This is a genomic window from Paenibacillus pinihumi DSM 23905 = JCM 16419 (assembly GCF_000422505.1).
GTDB classification, from domain to species: domain Bacteria; phylum Bacillota; class Bacilli; order Paenibacillales; family Paenibacillaceae; genus Paenibacillus_D; species Paenibacillus_D pinihumi.
Window position 1 is genome coordinate 1 of the sequence record NZ_AULX01000033.1, and the last position, 16,064, is coordinate 16,064.

The 16,064-nt window shown below is 40.8% G+C and carries 17 protein-coding genes; 13 read left to right on the forward strand and 4 right to left on the reverse strand.

Annotated elements, in window-relative coordinates; genetic code table 11:
• Nucleotides 1–489, forward strand: a 489-nt coding sequence (locus tag H583_RS0111580; protein WP_028560612.1) for an IS3 family transposase, incomplete at its 5' end; no start/stop codon positions are given.
• Nucleotides 490–500: 11 nt separating this feature from the next.
• Here H583_RS0111580 and H583_RS32665 read toward each other — a convergent pair.
• Nucleotides 501–725, reverse strand: a complete 225-nt coding sequence (locus H583_RS32665; RefSeq protein ID WP_051236342.1) for a hypothetical protein — start codon at nucleotides 723–725, stop codon at nucleotides 501–503.
• 251 nt (nucleotides 726–976) lie between these two features.
• Nucleotides 977–2,097 (reverse strand): IS3 family transposase gene (locus tag H583_RS0111590; RefSeq protein WP_154665868.1). Its coding sequence is split into 2 segments (ribosomal slippage): nucleotides 977–1,848 and nucleotides 1,848–2,097, totalling 1,122 coding nucleotides; the frame shifts between segments, so codons are not numbered across the junction.
• A 170-nt stretch (nucleotides 2,098–2,267) separates the two neighbouring features.
• On the opposite strand from H583_RS0111590, the gene H583_RS0111600 reads away from it, so the two are divergent.
• The 8 genes from H583_RS0111600 to H583_RS0111635 all read left to right on the forward strand — a co-directional run bounded on the left by H583_RS0111600 (nucleotide 2,268) and on the right by H583_RS0111635 (nucleotide 10,352).
• Entirely contained in the window at nucleotides 2,268–2,483 is a 216-nt protein-coding gene (locus H583_RS0111600; RefSeq protein ID WP_028560615.1) for a hypothetical protein, read from the forward strand.
• Between the two features lie 279 nt (nucleotides 2,484–2,762).
• Entirely contained in the window at nucleotides 2,763–5,165 is a 2,403-nt protein-coding gene (locus H583_RS0111605; RefSeq protein WP_028560616.1) for a DciA family protein, read from the forward strand.
• A gap of 177 nt (nucleotides 5,166–5,342) precedes the next feature.
• The gene (locus H583_RS0111610) at nucleotides 5,343–6,692 is read left to right on the forward strand and encodes a hypothetical protein (protein WP_028560617.1); all 1,350 of its coding nucleotides are present in this window, start codon (nucleotides 5,343–5,345) and stop codon (nucleotides 6,690–6,692) included.
• 92 nt (nucleotides 6,693–6,784) lie between these two features.
• Entirely contained in the window at nucleotides 6,785–7,273 is a 489-nt protein-coding gene (locus tag H583_RS0111615) for a hypothetical protein (protein WP_028560618.1), read from the forward strand.
• 59 nt (nucleotides 7,274–7,332) lie between these two features.
• Nucleotides 7,333–7,635: a GIY-YIG nuclease family protein gene (locus H583_RS38135; RefSeq protein WP_161631198.1), complete on the forward strand. Its 303-nt coding sequence runs from the start codon at nucleotides 7,333–7,335 to the stop codon at nucleotides 7,633–7,635.
• 42 nt (nucleotides 7,636–7,677) lie between these two features.
• A complete protein-coding gene (locus tag H583_RS0111620; RefSeq protein WP_028560619.1) occupies nucleotides 7,678–8,337 on the forward strand; it encodes a hypothetical protein in 660 nt (219 codons plus the stop codon).
• A 5-nt stretch (nucleotides 8,338–8,342) separates the two neighbouring features.
• Entirely contained in the window at nucleotides 8,343–9,149 is an 807-nt protein-coding gene (locus H583_RS0111625) for a hypothetical protein (protein ID WP_028560620.1), read from the forward strand.
• 693 nt (nucleotides 9,150–9,842) lie between these two features.
• On the forward strand, nucleotides 9,843–10,352 hold the full coding sequence (locus H583_RS0111635) for a Crp/Fnr family transcriptional regulator (RefSeq protein ID WP_028560622.1): 510 nt from the start codon (nucleotides 9,843–9,845) through the stop codon (nucleotides 10,350–10,352).
• Between the two features lie 28 nt (nucleotides 10,353–10,380).
• On the opposite strand, the gene hmpA is transcribed toward H583_RS0111635, so the two are convergent.
• Nucleotides 10,381–11,607: an NO-inducible flavohemoprotein gene (gene hmpA / locus H583_RS0111640; RefSeq protein WP_028560623.1), complete on the reverse strand. Its 1,227-nt coding sequence runs from the start codon at nucleotides 11,605–11,607 to the stop codon at nucleotides 10,381–10,383.
• 181 nt (nucleotides 11,608–11,788) lie between these two features.
• Between hmpA and H583_RS0111645 the strand changes: the two genes are divergently transcribed.
• From H583_RS0111645 to H583_RS0111655, 3 genes are all read left to right on the forward strand, one after another.
• Nucleotides 11,789–12,448 (forward strand): DUF5986 family protein, encoded by a 660-nt coding sequence (locus tag H583_RS0111645; protein WP_036709347.1) that lies wholly within the window; start codon nucleotides 11,789–11,791, stop codon nucleotides 12,446–12,448.
• A gap of 175 nt (nucleotides 12,449–12,623) precedes the next feature.
• Complete coding sequence (locus H583_RS0111650) at nucleotides 12,624–12,920, forward strand: transposase (protein ID WP_028560625.1); 297 nt, start codon at nucleotides 12,624–12,626, stop codon at nucleotides 12,918–12,920.
• Nucleotides 12,921–12,928: 8 nt separating this feature from the next.
• The gene (locus H583_RS0111655; protein WP_028560626.1) at nucleotides 12,929–13,810 is read left to right on the forward strand and encodes an IS3 family transposase; all 882 of its coding nucleotides are present in this window, start codon (nucleotides 12,929–12,931) and stop codon (nucleotides 13,808–13,810) included.
• 88 nt (nucleotides 13,811–13,898) lie between these two features.
• Here the strand turns inward: H583_RS0111655 and H583_RS0111660 are convergent, their stop codons facing one another.
• Complete coding sequence (locus H583_RS0111660; RefSeq protein WP_028560627.1) at nucleotides 13,899–14,927, reverse strand: M23 family metallopeptidase; 1,029 nt, start codon at nucleotides 14,925–14,927, stop codon at nucleotides 13,899–13,901.
• 237 nt (nucleotides 14,928–15,164) lie between these two features.
• Between H583_RS0111660 and lipA the strand changes: the two genes are divergently transcribed.
• The gene (lipA, locus tag H583_RS0111665; RefSeq protein WP_028560628.1) at nucleotides 15,165–16,061 is read left to right on the forward strand and encodes a lipoyl synthase; all 897 of its coding nucleotides are present in this window, start codon (nucleotides 15,165–15,167) and stop codon (nucleotides 16,059–16,061) included.
• Nucleotides 16,062–16,064: the final 3 nt, after the last annotated feature.

The window sequence follows — 16,064 nt, forward strand, 5'->3', positions numbered from 1 at the left end:
AATCAAGCTTGGGTGGCCGATATCACCTATATTGCGACGGATGAAGGTTGGCTGTATTTGGCGAGTGTGATGGATTTATATAGCCGCAAAATTGTCGGCTTTCAAATGAGTGACCGGATGAATAAAGAATTAGCCCTTCAAGCGCTTGATCGGGCGTATCACCAGCAGCGACCGTCTAACAGCGTGCTACATCACTCCGACCGGGGCAGCCAGTATGCTTCTCATGACTACCAAGCTCGACTAAGCACATACAAGATGATCGCTAGTATGAGCCGCAAAGGTAACTGTTATGATAATGCTTGCATCGAATCGTTCCACAGCATTCTTAAAAAGGAACTGATTCATTTGGAGAGGTTCAAGACACGCGAACAAGCACGTAAACGCATATTTGAATACATTCTCTGCTTTTACAATGCCAAACGGATTCATTCGACCATCGGGTATCTCACACCTAATGAATGCGAACGTAGGTACAGAAAGGCGGCCTAATTCTCTCGGTTCTATATGTCTACTCTATTGACAGAGGTACATTCTGCTCCGATAATGGCGATGTCAAATCCAGCTTCGAGAAATATCTGCATGGGTTGATAACCCTCTTTGTATGACTGAACAGCTTGTACTTTGAACGCAGGATGGTAAGTTATTGCTTTTTCAGTTACATGAACAACATTAGGATTTGATTCCAGCATTCTCAATTGCGTTGATGTGAAAAGACGTTTTGACATGATATAGTTCCCTCATTCATTGTAGTATTTTTTATTAAAACACAAAAACCCGAAAGACAGACACTTTTTTTTAGTGTCTATCTTTCGGGTTACAGTTCAAATAACTCCTTGGTCTTTTTCTTTTAACAATTTAGAAACTCACTAATGTTCCAATGTCTGAATTTTTCCAAGTAATAGCCTTCGTGTTTATGCTAAGAAATACTTTGGCGATAAGGCTGTTGTTGATCCTAATCTGGATTGTCAACAGTAAATCAGACAACTTTTTTAAGGGCTTCTTGCCGATACTGATCAGGCGTCATATAGCCTAAGGTTCCATGGATACGATGTTTGTTGAACCAGTTGACGTAATCATATAATTCCAATTCTAGATGACGGAGACTCTGGAAGGACATCTGGTTCACAAACTCTGTTTTCATGATCTTGTAGGTGGCTTCGGCCACAGCGTTGTCGTACGGACAGCCTTTCATACTTAGCGATCGAGCGATTTCAAACGTCTTCAAGAGCTCGTCTATCTTTTGATTTTTGAACTCGCTACCGCGGTCGGTATGAAACCATTGAATTTGGTGTAGATCACCCTTAACAGTCGCGAAGGCACGAATAATTAAAGCAGCGTCCTTGTTCGGACCTGCACTTTGGCCAATGATTTCTCGATTAAACAGATCCACCAGCACACAGATATAATGCCATCGGTTCTGGACTTTTACGTACGTCAAATCACTGACGACGAAGCGTTTAGCTTCCGTTTGATCAAACTCTCTCTTCAGAACATTGGTCGTCGTCGCTTCGTTACAGGACGATTTCTGAGGCTTGTATTGGGCCACCGTGTAAGTGGAAACGAGCCCTTGCTCTTTCATGATGCGGCCAATACGGCGTCTGGAGACGATGAATCCGTGCTCGTGGAGTTTCACTTTGAGCTTGCGTGTGCCGTAGGCTTTTCGGTTCTGGAGGAAGATATCCACAATAGATTCAGTGACATCATCTTCAGTGGTTCGTTCTTGAGCATCGTAATAAAATGTACTTCTTGCGATTTGCAGGACGTCACACATTGCTGATACCGAGTATTTATCACGATTATTCTGGATGATAGCTACTTTCGTCCCATGATCAGCGCCGCTTGCTTTAGTATATCCACTTCCATTTTCAGGCACTGGTTCTCTTTTCGCAAAGCGATCAATTCCTCTTCTTCTAACGAGCGATTGTCCTTCTCCTTGAAGGAGCCCGTTGTCTGAGCTTGGCTGATCCAGCGGTCTAAAGCAGAAGCTGTGAGGTCATATTCCTCCACAATCGTTGCTCTGGTCTTCCCATTTTCATAGAGCTGTACCATCTGCTTTTTGAATTCCGTTGTAAACGTGCGTCGTTGTTTTTTAGGCATTGTAGAGATCCGCTCCTTAGCATGATAAGTTTATTCTACAAGCCCTTATTTTTTCTGTCCAACTTAGTGTAGCCGATCCAATCATTTTTAGATAAGGAGAAGGGAAGATATAAAGGGTCAAGGTCATAAAATGAATAGTAGAAATCAAAGGAGCAAGGAGGTGCTAGATTGTGTACGGGTATCAATTTTATCAGTTTCTGACTTCCAAGCGAATTAAATATCTAAACGATCAGTTATTATTAGGGCGATTTGAATCGTTAGTGGACATAGCGGCGGATATTTTCATATTGAATGAGGATATGAAGGAAGAACTGCGGAGCGAGGGTTACTTCTTTGTTCCAGAGCTGAATCAATTCGTGAAAGTCGAAATAGGGAAAGCAAGCTAAATGCTTCCTTTTATAAATAAATCAATTTTATGGTGAAAAGGTGTCTTTTCGGAAATTTTCGACAGATTATGGACAAGTTGAAAATATTAAATGTTATAATATGGTGAATTGAGTTTAGTGATGATTTTGATTGGAACATAGAAGAATGAAATTTCTCAATAAGAACTGTTATCTGTTTTATATAACCTAACCTGTTCGCGAAATGAACGGAATCCTACAAACGCAGACAGTCTCCCCAATAAATTTTAGTAATCGGAGGGAGTAGAAGGGGGTATTTCTTTGAAAGTTGCCGAATTGAAAGCAAATTACCCGCAAGATCTTATCCTTTTGTTAAAACCTGTTAAGAAAGAGGAATACGAAGGCGATTACAGTGCATATCTTGAGGGGTTTTATTCAAAAGCTAATTTATTTCCGATTAAGGAATTTATCTTAAGGAATTTGTACAATATTTTAAACAATCCAGAGGTAAAAGAACAGAATTATTATTGGGGTTATGATGTCATTTTTCAATTAAAAAGAGCCTTAGTGGAAGGAAAGCATTACGCCGCCGCGGCTACTGTATTCAAAGAACACATTGCTCACTATATCAAATGGGCTGTAGAGGTAGAAGATCCTGTAGATGAGTTAAACGAAAATGAAATGTTTTGTATTGTCATAGAAACCATTGCTCAATACGAAGCGAATGGTGAATTGCATGATTCTTTGCTCCAAGTGTGGAATAGAATACCTAAAACAAAGCTTGATAAAGTATTTATTTTTCCTATAAGCTCATATACACTTTTTGATGAAGAAGACGTGCATAAGTATCTGAATCATGAGGATAAATCACATACGATCGATTACTATCTACCGAGCAACTATGATGAGATAGCATTATATATGAATGTTATCAAGTTATTAGCTCATAAATCAAATGATCACAATCTCGTTGAGCATGTGCTGAACTGTTTACAATTAATTTATGATAATGTTTCGTATTTTTCATCCGAAATGCATGGCAGATTTTATTTGTACATTGAGAAGCTTCGAGCAATAGTAGGTACTGATGTAATACCTAACGAGCTATTTGAGTTATATCGGTTCTTCATTGATGCGCATATCAAGGATCCAGAAGACGCACACGGCAATATAAAAATGACTAAGTCAGAAGTAATTGCGTTCAATAAAAAGTTCAACATTTTTTTCGATTGGTGTACTTCGAGCGGACGATACATACCTTTGAAAACAATATGGGATAACGTATACTTCATCGAAGAAAAGAACATTGATGTGACCAAAAACGCTCATAAAAAACTTCTCGAATTGGATTCAGAATTAGTTTTAAATCTTAGAGATGAAAGAATTATTTCTAATTATGCTATTGAGTCGTTGTTCAAAAAACGAGAATACCGAATGATTCTTGATTTTTTCGAAAAGGGGTATCTAAAAAAGCCTGAATATCATTATTTCCATATCGCATACTCCTTCAGTGAGCTGAAGAATTATGAAGCGGCAAAAAGAATTTATCTATCTATCATCGAATCAGGTAAAGAAAGCAATGCTGTTTGTAATAACCTGGGTGTTATTTATTCAAATGTCGATAAAGATAATGATAAGGCACTAAAATGGTTTAAACGTGCTGTTGAATTAGATCCTGACGACCAAACAGCCAAGAAAAATGTAGCGATTACGGAAAAAGAACTATTAGAAGAAAGAGAAAGGCCCAAAAAGTTAACCGAAACTTATTTTAAAGCTACGAACCGTTACCATAAAAGTATATTATTTGCTATTTATAAAATGAATACCCAGTTGTCTATTGAAGAACTTGCTTCTGCTACAAAACAGAGGGCCTCTTATGTTGAGAAAAACCTTACAGAACTTATTAATATGGGGATGATGAGTAAACAAAATGGACGATTTATAATTGATCCCGTGATTGAAAAACTGGTAGCAGATTATGTTGATGCAAAGCTGGAGAGGCAAATCATCCAGGTTGATCAAACAAATATGTCCCGTCCGATGTTCTTCCATGAATCTGAGATTACACTTTATAGAGTCTTGCTTGAATTATTTCCACAACACTTTGTCTTTCCAAATATAAGTCTTAAAACAATTGTCGATGTAGACAAAATGCGTGATATGATTTCGAGTGAATATATGAATTATTTATTCATGGCTCATGTAGATTTTGTTATCATCAGCACCTCTAGTTATATGCCAGTTCTTGCTATTGAGAAGGACAGTGTGTACCATGACAACAATTCAGCGATAAAGAAAGATGAAATGAAAAATAATATCTTTAAGTTGAGTGGTATTCCATTGGTTCGAGTTCGTTATAATAAAGCAATGACAGCCGATAAATTAAAACAGGAAATCAGAAATGCAACCAAAGAACTCATCGTTATACTTCAAAAAGATACTTCAAAAGACAACAAGCTTTTTAGCGAAATTGATGTAAGGAATTTTGGAGTATCGATTTATTCCACGATTGATTTGGATCGGTTGAGTGACATATGGTCAAAAGTTGTGGGAGAAGGAATATCTAAAAAGTCAAAGGTACTTGACCTTCTGAACTCGAATGAATTGCATGTATCAATATCTGGTGAACTGGAGACAATTATAAATTTTTCGAAAGATCAAATCTTAACAAAGATAAAAGAAGAAATACCTCAAACTACGCATCTAGTCATTTCATACTATTAATCCAGACACAAAGCCCTCAAAGTATTTGGGGGTTGTTTTTTGTTTAGTATGAGATAAATAAACAATCTTGCATCAATCAATAAACATGAAACTAATTTGAAGAATTTACAGTAATGAATAAAAAATAATGGTTAACACTATGCTATTTGAAAATTCCCCTAAATGAGGTGGGCTATTATGTTTGTACGGATATATATTGAGAATTTTTTCATTATAATTGCAGTCTTTTTTGATAGTCTATTACTTCGATTTAATCAACAAAGAAATTTACATTACGTTATAAGATTTTGTGTTCATTCTTTATTTAACGCTATTATTTCATCGGTAGTTGGAGTTATTGGTTCATTTCTTGGATTATGTGTCCTATCATCATTTATAAAAACAGAGCAATTGTTTACTGGAGTTACTCTTATCATGCCTCCAATTTTTTTATTTGTCTGTCTTACAGGAGTTGTTTTACTAAACTTTCGAAATGAGTCTTTCAGTTTACCTGGTATGTTATATGTGATGTATGCATCAATTGTTATTTCAAGACCTAGAAGAGAACTCATTTATGGGGTCATTTATTTTTTGTCCATTTGTATGTCTTTATGCATTATCATATTAATAGCAATGTATATTTTTGCAAAAGGCGGACATGAGCTTATCGATTATTCAATAGAAAAGCTTATCATGTATTCTTTTTCTGCATCGTTTGTTATAACTTCGTTTTTATATAGTTACGGAACTGCTAATGAATTAATAAGAACATATCGTCAGTTTGTTTTATGGCTGATGATACTTGGGGGAGTTATCGTTTTTAGTGCGTATCAAATAAACCTCATACTGTCCACAACGTCAACCCCAGACGCAGTGGCAGTCGCCTTAATTGTTTTTGGATTTATTTTGACTATGCCCACGGTTGCTGATAAAGGCTTCAGGTTGTTTGAATTACTTTCTCAATATTTTACTGAACCAATAGTAGAACATTGGAACGAGTGTTTTCAAAGTTATTCTATTGATTCCTTGTTGAATCTTCTACGTAGGAAGAAGGGAGAATTACTTCTCGAACTAAGCATTATCAGATTTGACTGGAGAATAGGAGGGAAATGGCACTACATTAGGGCTATTGGCGTTGGAATTATTTTTTCACTGCTTATGTCGTGGTATTTTCAAAACATCCATAATATCGATCAATTTGTTAAGACTTATGTTGAACTTCTGTGGCATAAATTGGTTGATTCAGTTAACGGCGATAAGAAGGTTACAGAAGGATTAATAGCGATAGGACTAACTTTTCTGTGGCTTATTTATACAGTTGTTTCATTGATAAGAAATTACTCACAATCTACATGGAATCGAAGATACAATTTAGTTGGTGCGGTGATTTTTTCTTTTACAGTTTTTATAGTTCTATTATCTGCCCATACTTCAATACTTGATAATGTAATAATAAAATGGATCGTTTTTTCATTACTGCCTAGTTGGATTGCAATCGGCTCTATAGTTGAAAATGCATTTAGAGTTTACAGATGGCTGAGAAACTAATGTTCTTTCAAATGCCAATTCATATTGAGGTTTCGAATTGTGCCTATTCTTTTATGTGGTTCGTGTGAGAAACTGTTGAAGGAGAACTAGTTATGAACCTATCCGAGTTGGTTGCTATGAGGGGATTTGATCTCTCAAAAAAGATTAAGTTGGTTCGACATCAAGACCAAAATTATGATACCCAGAACTTATATAAGCTCAAGATGCTCGATTTCTATCAGACCCTTCAAAGTAACGATGTGTTTGGCAATTGTGAATACATCCTTTCTTTTTTGGGACATGAAAGAACAAAAGCCATATATATTGGGGCATATAAAGTAAATGGAAAATCAAATTTTGAAGAGAAGGCCAGTCAAGTACCTATTGATTATCCATATATGGAGATATTGAATCAACCACTTATTCAATATGAATTAATAAAGACTAGTCTCTTGGACGATTTTGATCGTTTAGTAATTGAATGGAGATCAGGAACAAGAAGCTGGTATCAATGGTTAGCGAAAGAGGATTCCAAGACAGTAGTTGAGATTCTCCCTGTAGGGTATGTAAAAGATTTCCCAGGTTTGACGATGTGCTGTTAACCTTCGATGAACTACATACCGTCATGAACAATCCTGATTCCAATCGGATATGGCATAACATGCTTTCTTCTGTTGCAGGAGTGTATCTGATTACTGATTTCACGAACGGGAATCAGTACGTAGGTTCAGCATCAGGAAAGGATGGAATCCTGGGACGGTGGAAGAATTATTCTACATCGTTTCATGGAGGAAATGCAAAACTGGTATCATTATTACAATCAGAGCCATCTCGATATAAAAAATTCCAGTATTCCATTTTACGGGCATTGCCGAAATCGTTGACGAGATCAGAGGTAGTCACATACGAGCAAAAATATAAGCAGAAGCTCGGGACACGAGCATTTGGATTAAATTGTATTTAGTTAACTATAATAGAAAGATATCAATTTATAATGAGGGCTATAATGAACTATTTTGAATTGAGAAACGAAATAAAAACCGTACGCAATACAATTGAAAAACTACTCGAATTTCTAACAAACAGGACACTAAAAGATTTGAGAACAAGAAGACGCAGTAAAGAAATTGACATAACAGATTTATTTAAAGATGAAAATCCCAATTTTGCAACTTCAAAAGATTTCTTTTCTGTATTTAGAGAGGAGGTAGGAGTGTATTTGTTCGAGGCCAACTTTTCAGCATATTTCAACAATTGGCGTAAAGGTGTTGAAGATGTAGAATCAAGTTTGTTGGTAGAAAAGTGGTGTGAGGAAATCAAGAAGTTGTGGAGTGGAGTAGAAAAAAGCCCCGCTTTTTATAAGAGCAGAGCACTACAACATTTTGTTACTGAGGAACAAAATAAGTTTAGAGATGATTGGGTACCGTTGTATGTTGGAAAGAGCATGAATGTTCAAAATAGAGTTTATGAACATATTGAAGGCAAATCGTCCATGACTTACGGAATGAAATTGTCTCATAGAGAATTACTTCAGCAACAGGGTATCCAATTTAGGGTTTCCTATTCACCACTTGAAGAGCTTAGCGACGATGTAATGTATAAACTTGTTGCAGTGATCGAAAACCAGGTTCGTGCTAAGTATAACCCTATAATTGGAAGGCAATAATAACATTGCTCAACAGTTTCATTCATAATTTCGAGGAGGGATTCAATCTGTATCGTCTTGTTCCGAATCCAGAATATTCTCATTTAAGTCAAGAAAATTCAAATGAGCAGGAAATTGAAAAAGATGACGGCATTATTGAAATACTTGAAGAGTTTAAAAAGACATGGTTTGTTGGATTTGATTATAAAATTGATGATGTCATTTCCTTTGATGGAAAAGAGTTCTTTGAATCGCACGAAAATCAGATTTCTATCTTACTATTTTACATCCAATATTTATATGCCAATGCTGATAAAGAAAATGTACTATATATTGACGAAAATACAAAACAGGAACTGTATTGGCATCAAAATAACGGTGGACTGTGCATATACTTATCAATCGTTCTTTATTTTTTATTGCGAACATACAGTGAGATTGAAAATGATAATATTATTTACTGCCAAGGCTACTACGATGTGACTGTTAACGATTTGGATACTTTCTTGGAATGCGGGCAAGCTGGAAAAATTGGATTGCATGCTTGGCTGGAAGTTAATGACTCCGTCGTAGATGTCAGTATCAAACAAATTGAAAATGAAAGAATTTACAAATTTAAAGAAAAACCATTTTACGTCTTAGGAAAAGTGCCTGAAGGCATAGAATATAATGGATTCAGAGAAACACATTCATGTGCAAAAAAATACGTTAAGAAAATGATTAAGTCAAATGGAATAAAGCGTGAGGAGTGGATACACAATCACAATCAGAATGCACTTCGAGTCATATATAGCTTGATTCAGAAAGGGAAGGAATCTGAGAATAGCCAGTGATATTTGTTAGATTGATAATAAACGCTACAAAGTTGAAAATGATAGTCGTTTTTTTAATTCCTTATCAATTGATCCCAATCTCTACTATATCCTTCGCAAATAAACACGTAATTCTGTAAATAAACTCATCTCGCTGCAAATAAACTCGTATCCCTGATACAGCTTCCATCATTATTTCCTGAATAGAGCAGAGGAAAAGGAGGAGGAAGGGAAGATGGAACGGGTTCAAAGATCGGCGGAGTAAAGCAGGATTCATTACAGATTCAAAGCAGAGAAAAGCCTGTAACATCAAGCTGGAAGCGGGATTTATACTGGAATAACGATGGAGGACATGCGGGATCTCAACTCCATAATGCCCTTCATCTTTCATTCCATTTTTTCGCCCTATTCCCTATTTTTATCGCCTGTCCTTCCCCTGCTCTTATGACTTTATTTTTATTTCCCAAGCCATCCCTTGTCCCAAATCCCTTTATTTTCTTCCTATTTCTTCATACGACTTTATTTGCTTAGGCAAGCGGAGGAATAACGGAGAAAATGCAGGAGTGGCAAGGGCTAGCGGCGAATTGGTAAGGGTAGGGGGAGAGACACGACTTTATTTTCGAAGCACAGAGAGTTATAAACCGGGTTTGTAATTAAAGAAGCGAAAACCGGAACCAGCCGATTTTCGCTTCTTCATCTTTATGGAGGTTCCAAATGATACTGCACAAAGGAGAAACCTTATTCAGACAAGGAGAAACGGGACCGCTGTTTCACTTGAGAAGCGGTATGCTGAAAATCATTAGGCTTCACCCCGACGGGTCGCAAATCCTGGTCAATCTGATTTTGCCGGACGAGATCATCCCGCATCATTCACTTATCAGTCCTAATCCGTATTACGGTACAGCTATTGCACTGGTGACCTGTGAGGTTGATCTTCTGCCGGAAACGGCCTGGTATCAGGAGCTGGAGCAAAATCCGGAACAATACCGTGAAGTTGCGCTCAAGCTGCAGGACAAATTACGCATGATGCAGCAGCGCATGGATCAACTCACGACAATCTCGCCAATTGACAGACTTCATAAGCTTCAAGCCTGGTTCCATACCTATATCTCTCCTGTTACATTAACAGATGTTCTGACCCAGGATGAGATTGGACAATTTATCGGCATACGACGGGAAACCGTAAACCGGCTGCTGAGAAGCCAGGCTGGCGAATCATCTTAATCATAATACCAAAGCAGAGCTCTCATTTTTATTCTGCATGCTCCAGATTATCCGCAGGCCCGAAATATTCATAATGGATATCGGCTGCAGGAATCCCCCATTCCTTCAAGCAGCCGTTAACAGCCTTCATAAACGGTACCGGCCCACAGAAATAGAAACTTGCATCTTTGGCAGGAATGATCTCCTTAAGCCAAGGCAGGTCAATATAGCCTTCCTTATCAAAAGCATTCAGCTCTCTATCTTCTGTGGATGGCGCTCTATAGCACCAATGAGCAGAAATTTGCGCAGAACCTCGGGCAAGCTCTTCGATTTGCTGTTTCAAGGCATGGGTAGCGCCGTTCTCAGCGGCATGAATGAAGATGGCTTCCCGGTCAGGATTTGAACCCGCGAGCGTTTCAATCATGCTGACCAGAGGCGTTAATCCGACACCGCCGCTAATAAATACAACCGGGCGCTTATCCTCCTGGTCCAGTATAAAGTCTCCGGCAGGAGCAGACAGCCATAGAATATCTCCCGGTTTGACCTGTTCATGCAAATACATCGATACTTTCCCGGCAACTTTGCCCGCAGCTGCATCCTCACGCTTCACCGAAATTCTGTAATAAGGCTTGCCCGGTGCGTCCGACAAGCTGTATTGGCGGATATGGGTATGCGCTTCTCCCGGTATTTCCACCTTCACGCTCACATACTGCCCTGGATCAAAGGCGGCTATTGCTTCACCGTCCCGAGGTGCGAGGTAAAAGGATGTTATCACATCGCTTTCTTTTTCCTTCCGATCCACCCGGAACGCTCTAAAGTCTGTCCAACCGCCTTCCTTTTGGTGCGTATCCTGATACATTTCAGCCTCGACTCCGATAAAGACACTGGCAATCACTCCATATGCGTCTCCCCACGCTTGCAGGATTTCATCTGTTGCAGCATCGCCCAGCACCTCCTGAATTGCCTGAAGAAGATTTTGGCCGACAATCGGATAATGCTCGGCACGAACACCAAGACTGCGGTGTTTATGGGCAATCTGTTTGACAACTAGCAATATGGATTCCAGCTTATCGATATGTTTGGCTGCAGCGTAGATGGCATTAGCAAGAGCGGTTTGCTGCCTGCCCTGGTTCTGATTCGCATGGTTGAACAAATTCAGCAGCTCAGGATGATTGGAGAATAACAGTTTATAGAACCGTTTCGTAATATCGAGTCCATGCTGCTCCAGAACAGGCACGGTCGATTGAATGATGGCGATTGTTTTTTCATTAAGCATAATTAACGCCCCGCTTTCATCTACTATAGGAATATAATAAGTATATGAAAAGACAAGCTATGTCCTGTGTGATTACAATCACACGATTTCGCAACGATTTGTGAATCATTTCCATCTGGACAAAGCCTGGAACCGGTAGTACAATTTCAACCAAGATAAGGAAATGAAGGGGTTGATTCCATTGACGCTGACTACGTTTCATAATGATGAGGAGAAGGTAAAATTCGTCGACGCGATTTTGGCGGGTACACGCCTGAATTATGACAAACGCAAGCAGGATCAAGGAATTACAAAAAATAAATATCGCAATGGCAATTCCGACGAGGTGAATCAGGTGGTCTATGAGCAGTTTAGAGAAGACTACCACGTCGATGTCTATGCGGAAAACGGTTATGAGCATATTCGTCTGTATGCCAGAGACACAAGGCAGCTCTATGTGCTTATACGTGAGGGAACCTACAGGGAGCAGGTGGAGGCCAGAGAAACACTGTATCCGCAGACCATTCATTATTTGAATGCCTACGCCTATATGAACCGCCACCAAAGAAGGGCACCCTTCGAGGTGATTGGACAGCTTGCTTTTTTTGATATCGAGCACAATGATATCCGCTCCAGTAAAGAGGCTCTGATTCAACAAAAGGTTAAGGAAGTACTTGGGGAGCTTGATGTCGACAGGGTGTACATTATTACCTATGAGGTAATGGGCAATCATGTGATTTCCGTGCAGGTTAGAATTCCAGGCTCAGATTTGAAGGGGCGGCCGATATTTGAAGAAGACTGGAGTTATCTCATTGTTCCTCATATTGATTCTGAAGAGCATCGGTCCATGGTCCAGCCCTAATCAGAAATTTAATAAGAAGAAGCGGGCCATACAGCCAAGCTTTCTGAGGAACAGAAGTGGATGAATCCGTAATTCACACAAACAAAAAGAAGCTCTCCAGATAATGATATGATCCCCTTATAGTAGACAAAAAAAAGAAGCCAATTAATCTGTCTACTATGGAGGGGATTTCTTTATGGGCGAAATGAGAAAAACCTACGATGAAAAGTTTAAGAAAAAGACCGTTGACCTCTATCTCAAAAAGGGGTTGGGATATAAAAGTGTAGCACGTGAAATGGGGATTAATGAGTCCTTAGTTCGCCGATGGGTAAAGCATTTTAAGGCGGAGGGCTTAAAGGGTCTTGAAGAAAAACGGGGGAAAGCGAAAGGTCCAGGAATGGGCAGACCGCGAATACGTCCCGAAGATTCAGAGGCCAAGATCAAGCGACTCGAGGCGGAAAATGAAATGCTAAAAAAGCTCTTACAGATGTGAAGGGAGGAATGGACGCTGTTTCGAGCAGCAAAAAGTTTGAGGTGATTAAAGAACTGCTCCAAAAGAATTACAGCCTTACCCTGCTATGCAACCTGGCTGGGGTATCTAGAAGTGGTTTTTACAAATGGATGTACCGACAAACGTTCGTTTCACCTAAGCAAAGCGAAGACGAAGCCTTGAAGCTTAAAATCGTCGAATGCTATGAGAAGCTCAAAGGCATTTACGGATACCGCAGAGTGAAGGTTTGGCTGAAGCGCACCTATGCCATTCACATAAACCATAAGCGTGTACAGCGACTTATGAGCAAGCTGGGACTTCAAGCAGTCATTCGGAGGAAAAGAGCTTACTACGGTAAGAAAGAGGCTTACGTCATCTCTGACAACCACCTGAACAGAGACTTTACAGCAGACCAGCCAAACCAAAAGTGGGTTACGGATATTACCTACCTGATCTTTAATGGACAAAGGCTGTATTTGTCTGCTATTAAAGATCTTTTTAACCATGAGATCGTAGCGTACCAGATCAGCTCGAAGAATGATTTAAAGCTGGTGTTTGATACGGTCAAAAAGGCGAGAAAACAGCGGGATACCCAGGGTGTCCTTTTGCATAGCGACCAAGGATTTCAATACACTAGCCGGCAATACAGTGCCCTGCTTAAGCGATACGGTATAAAGGCCAGTATGTCCAGAAAGGCAAACTGCTGGGACAATGCGTGCATGGAGAACTTCTTCAGTCATTTTAAAACCGAGTGTTTCTACCTCCACTCCTTTCACTCTGCCAAGCAGGTGAGGCATGCTGCTGAGCAATACATCCACTTTTACAACCATGCACGTTTCCAAACGAAACTAAACAACCTGAGTCCTTATGAATACCGAACTCAGGCTGCTTAAATATTGCTTTTTATTTGCTGTCTACTTGACAGGGGTCACTTCAGAATTTGGAGGGCTTCTTTTTCATGCAAACAAGTTGATCATGCTCTTATTTCTTTTGCTTCAGCCGCTTAACCTCTGACTGTTCCCAGTTGCGCAGCAGCGGATACGGGTCAAACGCCCACTCCATTAACCCGCGGTCCCGGTAGATGCCGTAGTGGAGATGAGGCGGGAATTTCCCTTGGGTTCCCGGCTTGCCGTATCCTGAGCTTCCTACCCAGCCTACAACCTGCCCGGGCGTTACAATATCTCCGACCTTGATATTCTTCTCAAAGCCGGACAAGTGGGCGTAGTAATGGTACACATTATCTAAATCCCGAATGCCTATCCGCCATCCGCCGTAACGGTTCCATCCTTTAATTTCAACAACGCCGTAGGAGGTGCTGCGAACAGGAACGCCGTAACCGGCAAAGATATCGGTGCCCTCATGAATTCTCCGGCCGCCCCAGCCGCGTTTGGTCCCCCAGGTGCTTTGGTAAGAGTAAACGCTGGTTGTCGGGAGCGGGAAGGCATGCTCGAACAAATCAAGCCGGCCAAAATGCTCATACAGCTTGGAAAACTGCAGTACACGCTGCACAGCACGGCTGTTGTGATAGTAGTCCCAAATGCCTTTGGCGAAATTTTGAGGGCCAGGACCATATTTCGTGTAATGCTGCGTAATCGCTTGAAGGACGTCCTGCTCATTATCCCGCTGTGCCTGGCCGTCCCCGTTTCCATCCAGTCCAATGCCGTTAAAAAGAAGAATCGAAGCAGGGAGGCTGTCTTCCTGATCCGGATTCAAAGGACCTGACCAGCTTTCCTTAGGAACAAAAATGCCAAGCAGCTCGCTGGTTGCGGTTCTTTTCTTGGGATGCGCTTTGTTGAGCGTCCGCTCATATTGATCAATAGCAGCCAAATGAAACCACGGAATACCGGTTAAAGAACTCCAGGTATTCAGCAGTTCTTTTCGCTGCTTGAAAATTTCCTCCTTGGACAGCTTCTTTTCAGCGGGCGGCGCGGCGTGAATTGGCGAAGCGCAGATACCCAGCATCAGAGATAAGCTGATCACGGCAACAACAGATTTGCCGGCTTTCTGCATGAAGGAAAACCGCCAGGGCGTATTGCGCCATCTGATCAGGCGCGAAAAAGTCAGACATTTCGGCTGCCAACGGGTGATGATGGGGCTCAGATTGGGTATTTTCAGACGATTCACCTCCTTGCTGTTAGTTATCATTTGCAACGGATTGGATTTTATCCGATTCATGTTATAATAGGTCAAGGAATAAAAACTTTAGGGCGCCTTTTTGCGCTTGTTCAGGAAAGCAGGTATGCCTTCATGAAGACAAAACGTAAAGAACCATTGGCTAAGCCTGATTGGCTTCGAATAAAATTGACCACCGACGGCAACTATGCCGAAATTAAGGATATGATGCGCTCCAAGACGCTGCACAGCGTATGTGAGGAGGCGCGTTGCCCCAACATTTATGAATGCTGGGCTAACCGGACGGCAACCTTTATGATATTGGGGGATCTTTGTACCCGGGCTTGCCGTTTTTGTGCGGTCAAAACGGGAATGCCTACAGAGCTTGATTTGCAGGAGCCGGATCGCGTAGCCGAAGCGGCCGAGCAGATGGGACTGCGGCATTGTGTTGTAACTTCTGTAGCACGGGATGACTTGTCGGATGGAGGAGCTTCAATCTTTGTAGGGACAATCCATGCGATTCGTGCCCGTCTGCCTCTGTGCAGTGTTGAGGTCCTGATTCCGGATTTCCTCGGCAACCGCGACGCATTGCAGCTTGTAATGGATGCCAAGCCGGACATTCTGAACCACAATATCGAAACAGTCAGACGTCTGTCTGACCGGGTAAGAGCGCGTGCCAAATACGATCGTACCCTTGAGCTGCTGCGCAGAGCGAAGGAGATGAACCCGGATATTCCGACTAAATCCAGCATTATGCTGGGTCTGGGTGAGGAGTGGGATGAAATTTTGCAGACTATGGATGACTTGCGTTCAGTAGGCTGCAATATTTTGACGCTCGGACAATACTTACAGCCGACCAAAAGCCATCTTCAAGTGGAACGCTATGTGCATCCGGACGAGTTTGCCAAGCTGAAGCAGGAAGGGCTTGCACGCGGGTTCAGCCACGTAGAGTCGGCTCCGCTTGTTCGCAGCTCCTACCATGCCCATGAGCAGGTGCAGTCCGCCGCGAAGGCTGAGGCGGTAATGAAATAAGAA